Here is a 16,238-nt window from a genome sequence, read left to right as displayed (position 1 = left end):
CATTATAAATTCTCTGGATTCACTGCCAAGCTATTAAATAATTTGGCCTTTGCTGAATAAAACTTGTTCTGAACGGCATTTTGTTTTAATACGGCATCAATAAGTTTGCTTTCCCTAGAATTAATAAGAAATAGCGAGCTTTCTCCAAAGCTAAATTTGCGTTCCTCTGCAGCCAGCATGGTATTGTAATTAGAAACAATATTATAAATCAAGTCGTTTTGTCTTTCAAAGGAATCCAACTCGTTATAAATGGCGAGTACTTTATTCCTCACCTGGATTTCAGCGTTATCCAATTCATATTGGGCATCCCTTAGTTTAATTTTAGCCAATTTAAGATCTCCTCTTTCTTTTCTTAAAAACAAGGGCATCTGGAATGTTAAGCCTCCTTTATATTGCTCGGTTACAAATGAGTTTATAAATTCTGGGCTTTCTGTCAAAAAATTATATTCCACATTTAATGTAGGCAATAGCTTATTGGTCTTCAGTTGTTTGTCAACCCGTAAACCATCTACCTTATAACTTAAGGACTTTAATTTGGGATGATTCTCCAAGGTGAAGCTATCTAGGGGTTTACCTAGAATTTCTAAAGTCGTGTCTATTTCCAAATCAAGATTGTCATCTGGTATTACATTGGGCTGCAATTCTGTAGGAATATTATCTCCCAACCATAAAAAGTTAGAAAGTTCTAACGAGGCATTCTTAAATTTTACATTGGCCTGTTCTAACTCCAATGCCCTATTTTGCACAGCTATTTTTGCCTCAACAGTATCAATCGCCGCCTTATCTCCGGCCAAAGCACTCTTTTTAATTCCCTCAAAACGTACTTGTGCATTGTTTAAAAAATTAGAGAAAACCTTACTATCCTTATAGGTCTGTAGCCATTTGAAATATGTAAGGGAAGCTTCAAACAATACCTGGTTAACCAACAGATCCCGATCGGCCTTGCTTTGCTCCCTAAAAAACTTAGCCTTTTTTAAGGTCGCCATACGCTCATTAATCCAAGACCCTTGCAATAATGATGCTGATATACCAGCACTATATAAACCATCTTCGGGCACGGTTTCCGCCGGATCAATAAAAGCGCCTTCGTTTTGCTCAAAATTTCCTTTAAGCTCGATACCATACCAAGTTGGAATTTTAAACGTTGCATTTAACCGGTCATAATATTCCGTACCCTTAAACTCTTTTCGACTATAGTCTACCTCTACTTTCGGATCAAAACCACCTCTTGATCTCATAAGGTTGGCCTGCCCCATTCCAATGGTCAAATCAGCTTGTTTAGCAATTGGGTGGAATTTCTTCACATAACCCAAATACTCATTAAACTTGAGCTTAGCTGAGTCCTGCCCTAGAGCCTGAATTATAAGGCCCAGACCAAAAAATAGACCAAGAATATACTTCTTCATGTTTATTTTTTAATTGGTTTTGCTTGTGCACCCTGAGGTTGATAATAATTTGGCGGGAAACCGTTTAACTGTCGCCACAACTCAAACCAAATAGGTACATCCTCCAATAAAGCAATAGTTCTAGCACCTGAACCCACCCTTAAATCTTTAGGCCACTCATGATCGTCCTCATCCGGTGCCAATAGAATTCTGTATTTACCATTATCACTAATAAAGGTTTCAATAGCTACTACCTTACCACCGTAAGTACCATATGATACATTGGGCCAACCGCTAAAGACAATTGCAGGCCATCCATCAAATTGTATTCTTACTTTCTCTCCTAAATGGACTAATGGCAAATCAATTGGTTCAACAAAGGTCTCTACTGCCATTTCATAGTCTGATGGCATAATGCCTACCAAACGATCACCTTCTTTAAAAGTTTCACCGATACCGGCCTGTATGGCTTTATTGATATACCCGTTTTGCGGAGCCCTTATGTAATACATCTGACTACGCATTTCATAATTGGTATATTGATTTTCCAATTTGGTTACCTGTGCCTCCGAATCATATTGATTGGACTGTGCCGTAAACATATCACTTTGTGCTTTGGATATTTTATCGGTATATGCTGCCTTAACCCTATTTATTTCTACTTGGGCGTTAATGACTTCATTTTTAGCTGCCAACAATTTATTCTCTTGCGATACAAGTTTTGCTTGTGTTTCCTGGAGCTTTAACCTTTTTTCCTCCACATCGGTCACCGCCTTTAAGCCCTCACTTTGTAATTGTTCCGTTCGGTCAAATTGACGTTGGGCTATTAAGATATTTGTTTTGGCCGCCTCTAAATCTATGCTATCACTCTGTACCTTTAATCTGGACTGTACTAATTTATTCTCTGCCTGTTGCAGCTTTAAACTACGTTCATTGGTTAATGCTGCAATTTGATTGTTCAAGGCTTTGACTTTACCACCATAAGAGGTAACTGATGCTTCCTTTGCCCTTATTTGCTGACCTGTTCTTTCTACAAGCCTTGGGTCAAAGTATTCGTTCTTGATCTCAGAAATGAATAATATGGTATCCCCTTTTTTAACATAGTCACCCTCTTGGACATACCATTTTTCAATACGCCCAGGTATTGGGGATTGTATGGTTTGTGGTCTTTGTCCAGGCATTAAAGTGGTCAAATAGCCACTCCCACTAATAGACTGAGTCCACGGCAAGAATAGCACTATGACCCCTATAATAGTAAAAGCCATTAAAAATCGATTAAAATGCTTGTAATGCCTTTGATGAAAAACTTTCTGTACCGAAGCAAATCGATCTAGGGAAACTTTTTTATTAAGCTTATTGTTTGAAATGTTCAACATAACCTTATTTGTATTTTTCGTTTACAACCTTACCTTTTTCCAAGGTCACTATACCATTACAGTAATCTGACCATGAATCATTTTCACTAACCACCAATAAAGCCCATCCATTTTCTGGGTCTGTTAAAAATTTCATGATCCTATTGGCCTCCTCCTTACCAAATTGATCCAATGGATCTTTGAGCACCAATAATTTAGGTTTGCTTACGATACTTCTTGCCAAGACTATTTTTTTTGAAACAATATATGGTATTTGTTTTCCCTCAGGATATAAAACAGTCTTCAAGCCATTGGGTTGTTCTTTTACAAAACTGGTAAGGCCAACCTTCTCCATGGCCCAATAAATTTGATCTTGGGAAATAGAGGCATTACCAAAAGTAATATTGTCCAATATAGTACCCTCAAATGGAGACTCCTCTAATAAGGACTGCCCTAAATGCGAACGATAATAATTTAGGTTCATCCCCTTGATAGAAGCATTATTTACATACATGCCACCAGAATCGGGTTCCAAAATTGCAGCTATGACACGTAATAGGCTCGTTCTACCAGAATCCCTGCCCCCCTTTAAATATATAATACTGTTTGGTGTTATCTTTAAATTAATACCATTAAGTATTCCTTTGCCGGTATCCGGCAATTTATAATGAATGTCTTCCAATTCTACCGTAAAACTCTCGTTCTCCTTAAAAGGAATCTCTCCTTCTTGAGGTTCCAGTTCCTTATCCACTACTTGACCCATTTTTTCTAAAGAAGTAAGTAAGTCATAGAAAGTTTCCAGACCAAGAATGAGTTTTTCAACGGAATTGATAACCAGTAGAATAATAATTTCCGCTGCCACAAACTGACCAATATTCATTTCCTGATTTAAAACCAATAAACCACCAATTAATAAAAGACCGGCCGTAACCAGAATCTTAAAACCAATCATCTGGATGAATTGAATTACTATAATCCTAAAATGACTTTCCCTTGCATCTAAATATCTCGAAACCAAAGTGTCATTTTTGTCGATTGCATGTGATGTTTTTCCCGAAAGTTTAAAGCTTATAATGGACCTTGCTATTTCCTGTAACCAGTGAGCTACTTTATACTTGTTTTTTGATTCATCCAAACTAGTGTCTAAACCTTTTTGTGCAGTAAACTTAAATACAATGTAGATAAGGCCTAAAAGGAGTATCCCGTATATGATAAAAAAAGGATGATAGAAAGAAAGTAACAATAGCCCTAAAACAATTTGCAGCAAAGCCGCAGGAAAATCTATAAGCACCTTTGACAACGACTTCTGTATGGTTAAGGTGTCAAAAAAGCGATTTGCTAGTTCAGGAGGATAATAATTATGTAACTCACTCATTTTTATTTTAGGAAACCTATATGCAAACTCAAATGATGCCCTAGTGAATATTTTTTGCTGAACATTCTCTATAATCCTCAATTGCATTAACTGTAAAATTCCTACGAATGCCACACCCAAGGTTACCAGAATGACAAGTATTATCCATGAAGTGCTTATTTGTGCCCCTTGAATAAGATTAATTATCGCCTGTATTCCCAAGGGAAGTGACAAACTCACAATTCCAGCGAAAATGGCATAATAAAAAATTTGTAAGATATCCCGTTTGTCCAAGCGCAACATTCCCAGCATCCTTTGCCATGGGGTCATAATATTTTTAGACATAAAACTTATTGTTTAAGTGATGAGAAAGTTAATTGAAGAAAAAACTGTGTGGTACTTTGATTGTCATGGCAATTGGTCAAAGAATTAAAATGATCATTTAAAAAGTTTTGATGCAAAGAACCTTCCAAAATTGTACTGGCCAAACTTGAGGCGTACTTGTATTCCGAATTAAAATTACCTATCATATTACTTAAACGATTCACCAATCGTTTATAGATTACAAAATAACCTTCTTTGTTCTCAACATCAACCTCTTTGGTCAAGTACGATTTAGAGTATTCATTAATTACTATCTTATTTAGAAGTACCTCATTAATATGTGAAAAGGAAGAATCCTCAACGGTGGTTTTGGTTACCACCTCTATAGCCTTTTCTAGTTTTAACTTTGGATCAGCTATGCTGTTGGTAGCAAAAACCAATTGATACTCCATCCATCCCCAATACCACGAGGTAAGGTAAAGCAACAGTTTGTGCTTGTTTTCAAAATATCTATATATAGAACTTTCATTGGAATTTATGTTTACACCTAATTTTTTAAACGTAAAGCTTTCAAATCCCATTTCGTTAATCATTATAATGCTTTGTTTAATAATTCTTTTACCCAAATCTGATGACTCAGGGTCTTTCACAAATATTTTATCGTTTATAACAATTTTTACCGTTTTAAGTAAATGTTCCATAACTAACAATATTACCATGCAAATATAATAGTATAACTATCATAATATGATAGTTTAACTAATCATTAACGATAGTAATTGTATTTTTTGTGGATTTATTACTATTTTGTGTTTAAAATTGGAATAATATATTTATACGAGTATTTTATTGTCATTTTATTGATTTTTAAAATTATCATTAGTTAAAAAATAGTGTGCCAAAAGCTATATGATGTAGAGGTTTAGCAAGTCTAATAAATGACATATTTCAAAAAAATAAGAGGATATATCAGACACGTTATGGCAATGCAATTTTAGTCCTAAACAGAAAAAAGATCATAACATTTTACGATTCATACACTCCTATAAATGAAGAAACGATTCCAAAGAAGATGTAAAACGAAGTAGAACCCTAAATATTAAATTATTATTATGAGAAATGTAATGTTTGTTTTTGTTTTGATACTGGCATCCTTAAACCTGATTGGTCAGGATAATTCCAAAATGGTTACTGATGGAGCTATTTTGATAATTAACAAAAAGCAAAACATGCCCTTTGACCATATAGATTTTCCCCGCACCAACTTTATCATAAAAAGGGGCGCTATAGCTAATTATAAAAGCCTAAATGGAATTGCAGTAAAGATCAAATTGTCATATGTTAACACTAAAGGTAATCAAATGGCCAAACTAACCCCCATAGCAGGTGGGAAATTCTTTAATCGCTATACCTATGTTTCAGCAAACTTAAGTAAGGCTATTGAAAGTAATGAACTTATACAACCAAATCTATCTAAAGAATCCTTGGCCAATAATTAATACTAGATTTTTGTTCTCCAATACGGCCTAGAAATTCCTTTTACCATTATATAATGGGGAGCTGGGCCGTTTTTTAATGACTCCCTAATTTACTAGTATATGTTTTTGTATTATGAAGGGCAATACATAGAATATTAACTTGTTCAAATAACCTATATAATTTGTAGTACGTTATATCAATTTCGAAATTAAATATAAAGCAAAAATGGAAATTTTAAGAAGAATAGCAGCTTCCTATTTCAATAGTCTTTGATCCAACTAAAACAATCCTCAATAATATGCTCCTTTTCTTTCTTTATATAACTTAAAAAAGCATTTGCGGCAGGTGATAGTTTTTTTGAACTTAACCAAACTAAATTCCAAGTAGTGCTTAATGGCAAGCCTTTTACTTCCACAATGTTTAAGTCTTTATTTTTTAACTCATTTTTAATTCCTATTAATGGCATAATAGAATATCCGAGACCGGCTACAACAGCTTGTTTAACAGCTTCATTTGAAGTAAGCTCCATTTTTTTTATAGATCTATATTTATTTTTAGCTATAAAATCTTCCATAGCGTTTCTTGTAGCCGAACCTGGCTCCCTAAAAATTAAAGGTCGCGTTTCAAAAAGTTGCTTTTTAGAAAGGTTTTCATGCACTAACTCTCCACTTCCTACAAAAAACAATTTATTATCCAAAAGGGGAACAGCCTCTATTTTTAAATTATCGGGCAAAACAGAAACCAATGCAAAATCAATTTTATTTTGTTCCAAAGCCCTAACTACCTTTAACTTATTAGTTACATCCATAATAAGCTCCAGTCCATTATTGTCCTTCATAAAATCATTTAGAAAAAAAGGCATCACATACTTTCCCGTTGATACCACAGAGAGTTTTAGCCGACCTGATAGATTTCCTTGATATGCCAATGTTTTATAGTTTATAGCATGTACCTCATTTAATATTTTTTCAGCGGCTTTTGCAATTTCTTGGCCAAAATCTGTAACAAAGAGCTTTCTACCAACTACCTCTGTTAACGGAATTGGAAACTGATCTTGAAAATTTTTTAGTTGTATTGACACCGCCGGTTGTGTTAAAAACAACTCTTCTGCCGCAAGTGTAATACTCTGTTTTTCAGTTACTTTAAGAAACACCTGAAGTTGGTGCAATGTATAGTTCATTAATTTTATTTATGTTTTTCATAATAAATATAAATAAAATTTAATCGAATAAGATTTACACCTTTGCCGTGTCAATAAAAAAACAGACTAAAATGAAAGACGTAATACAATTAAAAAAGAAAAATAAGAACCGGTTTCAATTATTCAAGACAATTTTAGCCATAGTCTTTGCAGCTTTTATTCTATCCTTCTCCTATGTAAACGACCAATTGTTCCTAAAGGAATTAGCCATTGCGATAGCCATTATATCTATAGTCATGGTACTTAAAGGAAGGGATAGGAAAACGGATTTCTCTAAAGTGGTAAATCTTTATGAACAAGAGGAAAATTTAGATAAAAGAAAAATTAATTAACTCCCAAAAATAAATCATGGAAAATTCAACACAATCAGTAGATCTTATTAAAGGAAATTTTACACCATCAGAAGCTTCAGACTTGCTTATTGCCTTTTTTGAGCATAAAATAAATTTTCACAAATTAGAACGCTTATCGGTTTATGCTGTGCACCCAGATGGCGATACTGAGGAGCCTTCAGAAAGAATTAATGAGTTAGAGTATGATAAGAACATTGTAAAGGATTTCATTTCTCTTGCTAGGAGAGATGGTAAAAATCTTAAGATTAATAGTTCTATTGTCTTAGTAATTGAAGATTAATCTAATTTACGATAAGATAAAATCATCCTAAAAACAGTACAAAAGGCCTTCACTCCAAAAATATAACTTAGGATTGAAGGCTTTTATTTGCCTAATTAACAAAATAATTACCTCATTACTATTAATGGATTTAAATTTACTTCTTGACAACCTAACCAACCCAGCCCTACTATTTTTCTTCTTGGGTATAGTTGCTGTTCAATTAAAAAGCGATTTGGAAATACCTCCCAATTCATCAAAGTTCATCTCTCTTTATTTAATGTTTTCAATTGGCTTTAAGGGTGGTGTAGAACTATCGCATAGCAATTTGGACATGGAGATTCTATGGTCACTTTTATTTGGTGTTTTTTTGGCCGTTTTTGTACCTATATACGCTTTCTTTATTTTGAGAAAAAAATTCAATGTGGCCAATTCTGGGGCTATTGCAGCAGCCTATGGTTCTGTTAGTGCTGTAACCTTTGTAACGGCGATATCCTTCTTAGAGATTGAACAAATAGAATTTGGCGGACATATGGTAGCCGTCATGGCTTTGATGGAAGCTCCTTCAATAATTGTTGGCGTTCTTTTGATGTCCTATTTTCAAAAAAAGAATAAAGACAAAATAAACCTTTCATCTGTTTTAAAACATTCACTTACCAATGGTAGTGTATTGCTTATAATAGGGAGCCTTTGTATTGGTTTTCTGGCCAGTGACCATCAGGCTATGGGTATAAAACCTTTTACAACAGATATTTTTAAAGGATTTTTAGCAGTATTTCTTTTAGATATGGGCATTAGTAGTGGTAAAAAACTTAATGATTTTATGAAAAAGGGTTGGTTTGCTTTATTATTTGCTGTAGTCATTCCATTAATTAATGGTTGTACTGTAGCCCTAATCAGTTCTGTAATAACAGACAGTATGGGTAACAGACTCTTATTTGCCATTTTAGCGGCCAGTGCATCCTATATAGCCGTACCTGCCGCCATGCGTTTGGCTGCGCCAAAGGCAAATCCTAGCTTGTATTTGCCGATGGCATTGGCAATAACCTTTCCTTTTAATATAACCTTGGGCATGCCACTTTATCTTTGTATAGTTCAGTACTTTTAATTTATTCGCATATCTTTAATAATAAGTTTTATATGGAAAACAAAAGATGTGGCTGGTGCAAAGGTGATTCCCTTTATGAAGCCTATCACGATGAAGAATGGGGTGTGCCTGTAAAGGATGATGCCACACTATTTGAATTTTTGATATTGGAAACTTTTCAAGCGGGGCTTAGCTGGATTACCATTTTGCGCAAACGGGAAAATTTCAGGGGGGCTTTTGATAATTTTGATTATAAGATAATTGTAAAATATAATGATTCCAAAATCCAATCCTTATTACAAAATGAAGGCATAGTCCGTAATAAATTAAAGGTTAATTCAGCCATAAGCAATGCACAGGCCTTTATGGACGTTCAAGATGAATTTGGAAGTTTTAGCGACTACATTTGGGATTTTGTAGATGACAAGCCCATTATAAATACCATATTAAATTACAAAGAAGCACCCGCCACTACACCATTATCGGATAAAATTAGCAAAGACCTTAAAAAAAGAGGGTTTAAGTTTGTAGGAAGCACTATAGTATATGCCTTTATGCAAGCAACCGGTATGGTAAACGATCATGAATTAGGCTGTTATAGATATCGTGAGGTTTAGATTCCCATTCCCTGTTTTATCATCTTGAACATGGTACTAATAAACAATTACATCCAAACTTTAGAACATGAATTTAAGTGTAATTCAAACGCTAAAATAGCTGCTGGACAAAAAGCATATATGCGCGATCAGTTTGAGTTTTTCGGAATAAAAACACCTAAACGTCGTACACTACAAAAACCACTTTTAGCTAATGAGTATCTGCCTCCTAAATCAGAACTGGAAACTATTGTTACCATATTATGGAACAAACCAGAAAGGGAATTTCAACTTTTTGCACAAGAATTGGTTTCAAAATACACCAGAGTTTTTGAAATAAAAGATTTGTCTCTTTTAGAATATATGGTAACCCATAAATCTTGGTGGGATACGGTAGATTATATTGCGGCAAAGCTGATGAGCGCTTATTTTAAGTTATACCCATCTCTAATAGATTCCGCAATTGAAAAGTGGTTGTCTTCAGGCAATATATGGTTACAACGTTGCTGTATACTCTATCAATTAAAAAGCAAGGATAAAATAGACATAAAAAGACTTGAATACATCATCAAAAAACTATTGGGCTCCAAAGAATTTTTCATAAATAAGGCCATTGGGTGGGTATTGCGTGAATACAGTAAAACAAATCCAAATTGGGTAATTAATTTTGTTGCCAAAAATAATCTTACTCCTTTAAGTAAGCGAGAAGCGTTACGTTTGTTGTCCTAATTGCACTAACTTTAAACATCATGAAAAACATATTCTACTTTATTTTAGTTTTATTTTCTGGAACATTTATAGGTCTAGGCCAAGGTAAGTATGAACAGGAATTTAGAATTAGAAAATCCCAATTTCCAGAAAATGCCCTTGTAATGATACAAGATAAGTTGGATGGTGTTAAAAGATTGAAGTTTTATAAGGAAATAGATAGTGCCAATACCAATTTTGAAGCGAAATTTAAAAAAGCAAAACTCTGGTATAACATAGTATTTAATGAAGATGGTATTTTGGAGACTATAGAAATCCGTATTACAGAAGTAGACATCCCTACTGATGCTTTTTCGGAAATGACAAGTTACTTAAATACCTATTTTGACACCTATAAAATCAAAAGTATCCAACAACAATATCCTTCCAATTCTAGTGAACTTTTGGACATTACCTTAAAAAATGCCTTTCAAAACATGTTGCTGCCATCCATAAATTACAAATTTAGTATTGCTGGAAAAAAAGACAAAAAACATGTTGGCCTTGAAGCTCAATTTGATGCGCAAGGTAAATTCAAAAACATCAAACAATCACTTCCTGCAAATTATGACCATGTGCTATATTAAAAATTAAAAAAAATAACTAGTTTATGGTCCAGTGAATTTATTATCGTTTTAGGGCGCCATTTGATTAGAAGAGTACATCAATATTGGTGCTAAGCCTTTAGCAGTTTTATAAATTCCTTCCTTGAAATCTCTATTGCACCCAAACTTGCTAAATGCTCTGTATACAGTTGACAATCTATTAATTTATAGTTCTTTTCTTTTAGCTCTTGGGCGAGTTTTATAAATGCGAATTTAGAGGCATTGCTTTTTAGGCTAAACATACTTTCTCCACAAAAAACTGTTCCCAGGTCAATACCATATAGACCTCCGATCAATTCTTCATTTTGCCATACTTCGTATGATTTTGCAATTCCTCGCCGATGCATTTCTATATAAGCATCTTTCATATTTTTGGTAATCCAAGTACCATCTTGATCATTTCTTCTAACGGAAGCACAATACTCGAGCACCTTCTCAAAACAAGTATCTACCGTAACTGTAAAAACATTGTCACTTAGTACCTTGCGCATGCTTTTTGAAATTTTTATATTTTCTGGATACAATACCATTCTGGGTTCTGGACTCCACCACATGATAAGGGAATCTGAATTAAACCACGGAAAAATACCCTCCTGATAAGCTAATAACAACCGTTCTGGAGACAAGTCTCCACCTACTGCCAACAAACCTTCTTCATTGGCTTCCCCAACTGGTGGAAAATACAACCTATCGGATAGAAAGTAAATAGGATTCTTTGTCATCTCCTTTTCCAAATATTCATTTTCAATTTAATAAAAAGGTCAAAAAACAAAAAACTTGTTTAACTAATTAAGTCAAACAAGTTCTTTATTTATCTAAAAAGTAGTGTTGCCGACCTTAAAAAGGAAGGTCGTCATGATCTTCTTCGTTTAAATTATCAGCTGGTTCAAAAGCTTCCATAGGCGGTACTGGAGGCATCCCCTCAGGCTGTGCCTGTTGTAAGCTTTCAATACGCCATCCTTGAATAGAATTAAAGTACTTCGTTTCTCCTTGTGGATTGGTCCATTCCCTTCCTCTTAGGTTAATGCTGATTTTTACGTCCTGACCAACACTATAGCTATTCAACAAATCACATTTATCCTGCACAAATTCTACCATAATATGCTGCGGATACTGCTCATCTGTTGTCACTACAATCTCACGTTTTCTAAACCCGTTGTTCCCAAAGGTTTGGGTATCACCTAAAACTTTAACTTTTCCTTCTATTTCCATCTTAAATTCTCTTTTATCTAAAAAACAAAAATACATAAAATGAAGCGGTTATAAAATAATGAAGCAAAATTCCAACACAACAATTATTTACAAATTGGGTTATCTTTAGTAATAGAAAAACACTGGATGAATTTTAATCCCAAAAACAAGACCACAAGCATATTTTTGTTAATCGGCTCATTTATTGTTGTAAGCCTTATACTTTGGAATACTAATAGTTTTTTTAAAAAGTTTAAGGAAGAAGAGCGATTAAAAATGGAGATATGGGCCACTGCACAATCAGAATTCCTACAATCTGCAGAAGATGTAGATTTGGGAAGTTTGCACTTAAAGGTATTTCAAAACAATACTTCTACCCCAATGATTCTTATTAATAAAGACAGTTCTATTAGGGTAAATAATATTCCAAAAGAGAAGGCTAAGGACAGTCTCTATATTCTTAAGAAATTACAGAAATTTCAAAATGAGAACACGCCAATCGCCATAGATCAACAAGGAGAGCATTTGGCTACTTTGTATTATGGCAATTCTGAAGTTTTAAATAAACTAAAATTTTACCCTATTGCACTATTACTTATCATATTTTTATTTGGCACCGTAATTTACTTCTTGTTCAGAACAAACAAGGCTTCCGAGCAAAACAAACTATGGGCGGGTATGGCCAAAGAAACAGCACACCAAATAGGGACTCCTTTATCTTCTCTCTTGGGTTGGAACGAATTGTTAAAAGCAGAAAACATTAACCCAGATATCCCTAAAGAAATTGAAAAGGATATAGATCGGTTGCAAACCATTACTGATCGTTTTTCAAAAATTGGATCGCTTCCAAAACTCAATGAAAGTGATATTGTAGAAGAAACAAAAAGAGCATATGAGTATTTGAAAAAAAGAAGTTCCAAGCTAATTCATTTTACTTTCAAGTCACAAATTGATAGTATGTCGGTACTTTTAAATAGTTCTCTTTACAATTGGACAATAGAGAATCTTGTTAAAAATGGCATTGATGCCATGCGTGGTAAAGGCAGTATTGCTATAGAAATAGTACCAGAAGGCAAATTTGTACACATACTAATTGCCGACACAGGTCATGGTATTCCAAAGAGCAATTTTTCTGCCATTTTTAACCCTGGTGTAACTACCAAAAAACGAGGTTGGGGATTAGGCCTATCTTTGGTAAAAAGAATTGTAGAAGAATACCATGATGGTAAAATAAAAGTCCTTTCTTCAGGAAAGGAAGGAACTATAATGCAAATTTCCCTCAAAGCAAAGTTATAACTATGGCAAAAGAAAAATTGAATCTGATAAAGGAAGCGGACCTTAACAATAATTGTCCAGAATGTTTTAATCAGGATTTGAAACTATCTTTTTATCAAAAACATACTTACGGAACTTTTTTTCATAAAACAACGGATGAGATTACCAATCAAATTGTATGTAGAAAGTGTAGCTCAATGATCTATCCTGTTAAATGGACCGATGATATTGAGCGCATGTTCAATTACTACCAAAAAACAGTGGTCCCGGATAAAAAATCCTCTAAGCCAACCTTATTTTTTTATATCCTTATGTTGGTTATTACTGTTTTAGTTGCAGTTGTTATCTATTTTTTGCTTGGAGGGACTATTGAATATTAGAACGTATTTGCGTTGCAATTTCCTTAAACTCATCATTGGTCAACGATACTTTTTGTTGAAATGTAGCGTCTTTCATACTGTTTAATGGAATTAAATGAACGTGCGTATGTGGCACCTCTAGACCAATAACAGTGATGCCAACACGTTTACAATCTATTGCTTTTTCTATGGCCTTACCTACTTTTCTGGAAAAACGCATTAAGCCCAAATAGGTTTCCTCATCAAGGTCAAAAATTTTATCTACTTCTTTTTTTGGTATACATAAGGTATGCCCAACTGCATTAGGATTAATGTCTAAAAAAGCCAAAAATGAATCATCCTCGGTAATTTTATAACATGGTATTTCCCCGCTAATAATTTTAGTAAATATCGTTGGCATACTGTTTTGTTTTAAGAAAATAAAAAATCCTATTAATCATAGTGAATAATAGGATTAAATATAAGTAAATATGAATTCTTATTCCCTTGTAATTTCTAGAATATCAAATTTTAAAGTGCCATTAGGAACCGTAATTTCTGCTGTATCACCAACACTTTTACCTAATAATCCTTTACCAATAGGAGAACTAACCGATATTTTTCCCGTTTTTATATCCGCCTCACTTTCTGCAACCAATTTATACTTCATTTCCATACCATTGATTTGGTTCTTAAGTTTGACTGTAGATAGAACCAAAACCTTTGAAGTATCTAATTGGGATTCATCAATTAATCTTGCATTGGCAAGAGTGGCCTCCATTTTGGAAATTTTCATTTCCAGTAAGCCTTGTGCTTCCTTGGCCGCATCATATTCAGCGTTTTCAGACAAATCCCCTTTATCCCTAGCTTCTGCAATTGCTTGTGATGCTTTAGGACGTTCTACATCCCTAAGGTAATTAAGCTCATCTTTGAGCTTTTTTAAACCTTCTGCCGTATAGTAAGATATATTACTCATAACATCGTCTTTTATAAATAGGAAAAATCCTCTTCAACTGCCTTTTAATGAGGCCTTTTAGAGAGGATTTAACGCAAATATACATAAAAATTATGCACTTTTGCTTAAGCGTTCCCAAAACTAATATGGACATGAAACCTATTTTAACACTCATATTTTTAATGTTTATTACTTCTTGTGAAAAAAACAGCACCAACAGAAACCCATATTTACAAGAGATTAATTTCCGTTTTGATGCGAATTTGAATTTACCATTATATAGTCCGTTGACCAATACAGGAAGTACTGTGCTAATTACCACCGATGGTATTGGCACGAAAGGAATCTTTATAATCAATTCGGGTTTTAATCAATATAGGGCATTCGAGGCGAGTTGTCCTAACCATGCAGCTAATAATTGCTCAACAATGACTCTAAATGGTCAAATAGCTACTTGCTCTTGTGAGGGTTATGAATATAGCTTGTTCACAGGTCAGCAATTGAATAGACCGGATGATGGTAACCGCTATTATGACATGTTGGAATATAGAGCGACATTTAGTGGAAGTACCGTTGTAGTAACCAATTGACCTTATATGTAAAATAAGGCATTGGATCATAGATAAAGTGGTAAAGACTTGAAAAATCTGAAGGTGTTTTTTTTCTTCTATTTAAAATTATTCTTTTGATTTCAGATTTCATCCCTAAAAAATGTATGGCATTATAGCTCTCCAAGTCAAATTGAGCTTTCGGATTTAAATCCAATGCCAGCATAGGAAAATTAATTCCAGCGGCTAAGGAAGCAAGTATTGAAGACCAGTAACGAGGATTAATTTCAATTAAATAGAATTTCCCAGTTTCTATACAATATCTTAAATCGGCATGTCCTACGCCATTCCAGGAAAGATCTTTGACAACAGATTCTATTAAACTTTTAATTTGCTCATTTTTGCAAATTTCCAAATCTTTTGCTGGTTCAAAATTTAAGGCGTTATTTTTTCTAATTGGTTTTTGAACAATTAAGGCCAAAACACTTCCATTTCTTGCAATAAAGCTACAGTCTATATCATATCCTTCTATGAATTTCTGTGCAATATATTCTGATTTTAAAATCTTTAGTTGTTCTATTTCCTTTAAATTCCTAATTAAATATATCCCTTCACCACTTTTCCCCCTTCTGGGTTTTAAGATTAGCGGGCATGATATTTCCTTTACCTCATCAATAAGAAAAGTGTCTGGCAGGTTAACACCAGAACCTTTTAAAGCTTTATAGAAAGTCCATTTATCAGATACTTTTAATGAAAGTTCACTTTTAGGTATTAGTGCAATCTTACAAAGGTTTTGAAATTTTAAACTATGCTTAGAAATATATTGGATTCCATCCTCATCAACTGGAAAGAGCACATCTATCTTATACTCTTGAATCATAGATTTTATAAATTCTAAATAATCATTTTCTGATTCGAAAGGAGGATAATAAATAAATTTGTGGCAATATCTAGAAAATCTAACAAGGCTAATTTTCTTTTTCGATAAAACATAAATGATTAAGCCCTTTCTTCTTTTAAAACAATGGAGAACATTTAAGGCATGGTCGCTTTCGCCATCTGTTATTAAAATTTTCATTTATTATAGAATATAACTTTGCACAATTTTACTTTAAATAAATACTTTCTAGATTTTGATTCACTCACACAACACTAGACCAAAAAATGATCAGCAAATAATAATTCT

General features: G+C 33.7%; 20 protein-coding genes. 10 read left to right on the top strand and 10 right to left on the bottom strand.

The window, feature by feature from the left end:
* Nucleotides 1-2: 2 nt before the first annotated feature.
* The 4 genes from ACOCEA_RS06225 to ACOCEA_RS06210 are packed head-to-tail and all read right to left on the bottom strand — an operon-like array spanning nt 3 to nt 5,119.
* A complete protein-coding gene (locus ACOCEA_RS06225; RefSeq protein ID WP_420755348.1) occupies nt 3-1,406 on the bottom strand; it encodes a TolC family protein in 1,404 nt (467 codons plus the stop codon).
* A gap of 2 nt (nt 1,407-1,408) precedes the next feature.
* Nucleotides 1,409-2,761 (bottom strand): HlyD family secretion protein, encoded by a 1,353-nt coding sequence (locus ACOCEA_RS06220; RefSeq protein ID WP_420755347.1) that lies wholly within the window; start codon nt 2,759-2,761, stop codon nt 1,409-1,411.
* 4 nt (nt 2,762-2,765) lie between these two features.
* Entirely contained in the window at nt 2,766-4,439 is a 1,674-nt protein-coding gene (locus tag ACOCEA_RS06215) for a peptidase domain-containing ABC transporter (protein ID WP_420755346.1), read from the bottom strand.
* Between the two features lie 5 nt (nt 4,440-4,444).
* Nucleotides 4,445-5,119, bottom strand: coding sequence for a TetR/AcrR family transcriptional regulator (locus ACOCEA_RS06210; protein ID WP_420755345.1), 675 nt, complete (start codon nt 5,117-5,119; stop codon nt 4,445-4,447).
* Nucleotides 5,120-5,530: 411 nt separating this feature from the next.
* On the opposite strand from ACOCEA_RS06210, the gene ACOCEA_RS06205 reads away from it, so the two are divergent.
* The gene (locus tag ACOCEA_RS06205) at nt 5,531-5,917 is read left to right on the top strand and encodes a hypothetical protein (protein ID WP_420755344.1); all 387 of its coding nucleotides are present in this window, start codon (nt 5,531-5,533) and stop codon (nt 5,915-5,917) included.
* A gap of 239 nt (nt 5,918-6,156) precedes the next feature.
* Here the strand turns inward: ACOCEA_RS06205 and ACOCEA_RS06200 are convergent, their stop codons facing one another.
* Complete coding sequence (locus ACOCEA_RS06200; protein ID WP_420755343.1) at nt 6,157-7,077, bottom strand: LysR family transcriptional regulator; 921 nt, start codon at nt 7,075-7,077, stop codon at nt 6,157-6,159.
* A 92-nt stretch (nt 7,078-7,169) separates the two neighbouring features.
* Here ACOCEA_RS06200 and ACOCEA_RS06195 point away from each other — a divergent pair, with 92 nt between their 5' ends.
* From ACOCEA_RS06195 to ACOCEA_RS06170, 6 genes are all read left to right on the top strand, one after another.
* Nucleotides 7,170-7,430 (top strand): hypothetical protein, encoded by a 261-nt coding sequence (locus ACOCEA_RS06195; RefSeq protein WP_420755342.1) that lies wholly within the window; start codon nt 7,170-7,172, stop codon nt 7,428-7,430.
* 16 nt (nt 7,431-7,446) lie between these two features.
* Nucleotides 7,447-7,731, top strand: coding sequence for a hypothetical protein (locus tag ACOCEA_RS06190; RefSeq protein ID WP_420755341.1), 285 nt, complete (start codon nt 7,447-7,449; stop codon nt 7,729-7,731).
* Nucleotides 7,732-7,855: 124 nt separating this feature from the next.
* Nucleotides 7,856-8,818, top strand: a complete 963-nt coding sequence (locus ACOCEA_RS06185; RefSeq protein WP_420755340.1) for a sodium-dependent bicarbonate transport family permease — start codon at nt 7,856-7,858, stop codon at nt 8,816-8,818.
* A gap of 32 nt (nt 8,819-8,850) precedes the next feature.
* On the top strand, nt 8,851-9,414 hold the full coding sequence (locus ACOCEA_RS06180) for a DNA-3-methyladenine glycosylase I (protein WP_420755339.1): 564 nt from the start codon (nt 8,851-8,853) through the stop codon (nt 9,412-9,414).
* Between the two features lie 30 nt (nt 9,415-9,444).
* Nucleotides 9,445-10,122, top strand: a complete 678-nt coding sequence (locus ACOCEA_RS06175) for a DNA alkylation repair protein (RefSeq protein WP_420755338.1) — start codon at nt 9,445-9,447, stop codon at nt 10,120-10,122.
* Between the two features lie 20 nt (nt 10,123-10,142).
* Entirely contained in the window at nt 10,143-10,727 is a 585-nt protein-coding gene (locus ACOCEA_RS06170) for a hypothetical protein (protein ID WP_420755337.1), read from the top strand.
* An 89-nt stretch (nt 10,728-10,816) separates the two neighbouring features.
* On the opposite strand, the gene aat is transcribed toward ACOCEA_RS06170, so the two are convergent.
* The gene (gene aat / locus ACOCEA_RS06165) at nt 10,817-11,467 is read right to left on the bottom strand and encodes a leucyl/phenylalanyl-tRNA--protein transferase (RefSeq protein ID WP_420755535.1); all 651 of its coding nucleotides are present in this window, start codon (nt 11,465-11,467) and stop codon (nt 10,817-10,819) included.
* 115 nt (nt 11,468-11,582) lie between these two features.
* Nucleotides 11,583-11,957, bottom strand: a complete 375-nt coding sequence (locus ACOCEA_RS06160; RefSeq protein WP_420755336.1) for a DUF3127 domain-containing protein — start codon at nt 11,955-11,957, stop codon at nt 11,583-11,585.
* Nucleotides 11,958-12,083: 126 nt separating this feature from the next.
* Here ACOCEA_RS06160 and ACOCEA_RS06155 point away from each other — a divergent pair, with 126 nt between their 5' ends.
* Both ACOCEA_RS06155 and ACOCEA_RS06150 read left to right on the top strand, forming a co-directional pair.
* The gene (locus ACOCEA_RS06155) at nt 12,084-13,232 is read left to right on the top strand and encodes a sensor histidine kinase (RefSeq protein ID WP_420755335.1); all 1,149 of its coding nucleotides are present in this window, start codon (nt 12,084-12,086) and stop codon (nt 13,230-13,232) included.
* Nucleotides 13,233-13,234: 2 nt separating this feature from the next.
* Entirely contained in the window at nt 13,235-13,591 is a 357-nt protein-coding gene (locus ACOCEA_RS06150) for a hypothetical protein (RefSeq protein ID WP_420755334.1), read from the top strand.
* Here the strand turns inward: ACOCEA_RS06150 and ACOCEA_RS06145 are convergent.
* Together ACOCEA_RS06145 and greA are read right to left on the bottom strand one after the other, a co-directional pair.
* On the bottom strand, nt 13,578-13,970 hold the full coding sequence (locus tag ACOCEA_RS06145) for an HIT family protein (RefSeq protein WP_420755333.1): 393 nt from the start codon (nt 13,968-13,970) through the stop codon (nt 13,578-13,580). The genes ACOCEA_RS06150 and ACOCEA_RS06145 overlap by 14 nt on opposite strands.
* A gap of 78 nt (nt 13,971-14,048) precedes the next feature.
* Nucleotides 14,049-14,525: a transcription elongation factor GreA gene (greA, locus tag ACOCEA_RS06140; RefSeq protein WP_420755332.1), complete on the bottom strand. Its 477-nt coding sequence runs from the start codon at nt 14,523-14,525 to the stop codon at nt 14,049-14,051.
* A 131-nt stretch (nt 14,526-14,656) separates the two neighbouring features.
* Between greA and ACOCEA_RS06135 the strand changes: the two genes are divergently transcribed.
* Nucleotides 14,657-15,094 (top strand): Rieske (2Fe-2S) protein, encoded by a 438-nt coding sequence (locus ACOCEA_RS06135; RefSeq protein WP_420755331.1) that lies wholly within the window; start codon nt 14,657-14,659, stop codon nt 15,092-15,094.
* Here the strand turns inward: ACOCEA_RS06135 and ACOCEA_RS06130 are convergent.
* A complete protein-coding gene (locus ACOCEA_RS06130; protein WP_420755330.1) occupies nt 15,063-16,130 on the bottom strand; it encodes an ATP-grasp domain-containing protein in 1,068 nt (355 codons plus the stop codon). The genes ACOCEA_RS06135 and ACOCEA_RS06130 overlap by 32 nt on opposite strands.
* Nucleotides 16,131-16,238 lie beyond the last annotated feature (108 nt).

Origin of the sequence: Maribacter luteocoastalis, assembly GCF_048890225.1 — a bacterium.
Classification (GTDB): domain Bacteria; phylum Bacteroidota; class Bacteroidia; order Flavobacteriales; family Flavobacteriaceae; genus Maribacter; species Maribacter luteocoastalis.
This window is presented reverse-complemented; position numbering and strand designations above follow the sequence as displayed.

Coding starts and splice junctions, on each gene's coding strand:
- ACOCEA_RS06225 (WP_420755348.1), bottom strand. CDS start 1,406: ATGAAGAAGTATATTCTTGGTCTATTTTTTGGTCTGGGCCTTATAATT.
- ACOCEA_RS06220 (WP_420755347.1), bottom strand. CDS start 2,761: ATGTTGAACATTTCAAACAATAAGCTTAATAAAAAAGTTTCCCTAGAT.
- ACOCEA_RS06215 (WP_420755346.1), bottom strand. CDS start 4,439: ATGTCTAAAAATATTATGACCCCATGGCAAAGGATGCTGGGAATGTTG.
- ACOCEA_RS06210 (WP_420755345.1), bottom strand. CDS start 5,119: ATGGAACATTTACTTAAAACGGTAAAAATTGTTATAAACGATAAAATA.
- ACOCEA_RS06205 (WP_420755344.1), top strand. CDS start 5,531: ATGAGAAATGTAATGTTTGTTTTTGTTTTGATACTGGCATCCTTAAAC.
- ACOCEA_RS06200 (WP_420755343.1), bottom strand. CDS start 7,077: ATGAACTATACATTGCACCAACTTCAGGTGTTTCTTAAAGTAACTGAA.
- ACOCEA_RS06195 (WP_420755342.1), top strand. CDS start 7,170: ATGAAAGACGTAATACAATTAAAAAAGAAAAATAAGAACCGGTTTCAA.
- ACOCEA_RS06190 (WP_420755341.1), top strand. CDS start 7,447: ATGGAAAATTCAACACAATCAGTAGATCTTATTAAAGGAAATTTTACA.
- ACOCEA_RS06185 (WP_420755340.1), top strand. CDS start 7,856: ATGGATTTAAATTTACTTCTTGACAACCTAACCAACCCAGCCCTACTA.
- ACOCEA_RS06180 (WP_420755339.1), top strand. CDS start 8,851: ATGGAAAACAAAAGATGTGGCTGGTGCAAAGGTGATTCCCTTTATGAA.
- ACOCEA_RS06175 (WP_420755338.1), top strand. CDS start 9,445: ATGGTACTAATAAACAATTACATCCAAACTTTAGAACATGAATTTAAG.
- ACOCEA_RS06170 (WP_420755337.1), top strand. CDS start 10,143: ATGAAAAACATATTCTACTTTATTTTAGTTTTATTTTCTGGAACATTT.
- aat (WP_420755535.1), bottom strand. CDS start 11,467: ATGACAAAGAATCCTATTTACTTTCTATCCGATAGGTTGTATTTTCCA.
- ACOCEA_RS06160 (WP_420755336.1), bottom strand. CDS start 11,957: ATGGAAATAGAAGGAAAAGTTAAAGTTTTAGGTGATACCCAAACCTTT.
- ACOCEA_RS06155 (WP_420755335.1), top strand. CDS start 12,084: ATGAATTTTAATCCCAAAAACAAGACCACAAGCATATTTTTGTTAATC.
- ACOCEA_RS06150 (WP_420755334.1), top strand. CDS start 13,235: ATGGCAAAAGAAAAATTGAATCTGATAAAGGAAGCGGACCTTAACAAT.
- ACOCEA_RS06145 (WP_420755333.1), bottom strand. CDS start 13,970: ATGCCAACGATATTTACTAAAATTATTAGCGGGGAAATACCATGTTAT.
- greA (WP_420755332.1), bottom strand. CDS start 14,525: ATGAGTAATATATCTTACTATACGGCAGAAGGTTTAAAAAAGCTCAAA.
- ACOCEA_RS06135 (WP_420755331.1), top strand. CDS start 14,657: ATGAAACCTATTTTAACACTCATATTTTTAATGTTTATTACTTCTTGT.
- ACOCEA_RS06130 (WP_420755330.1), bottom strand. CDS start 16,130: ATGAAAATTTTAATAACAGATGGCGAAAGCGACCATGCCTTAAATGTT.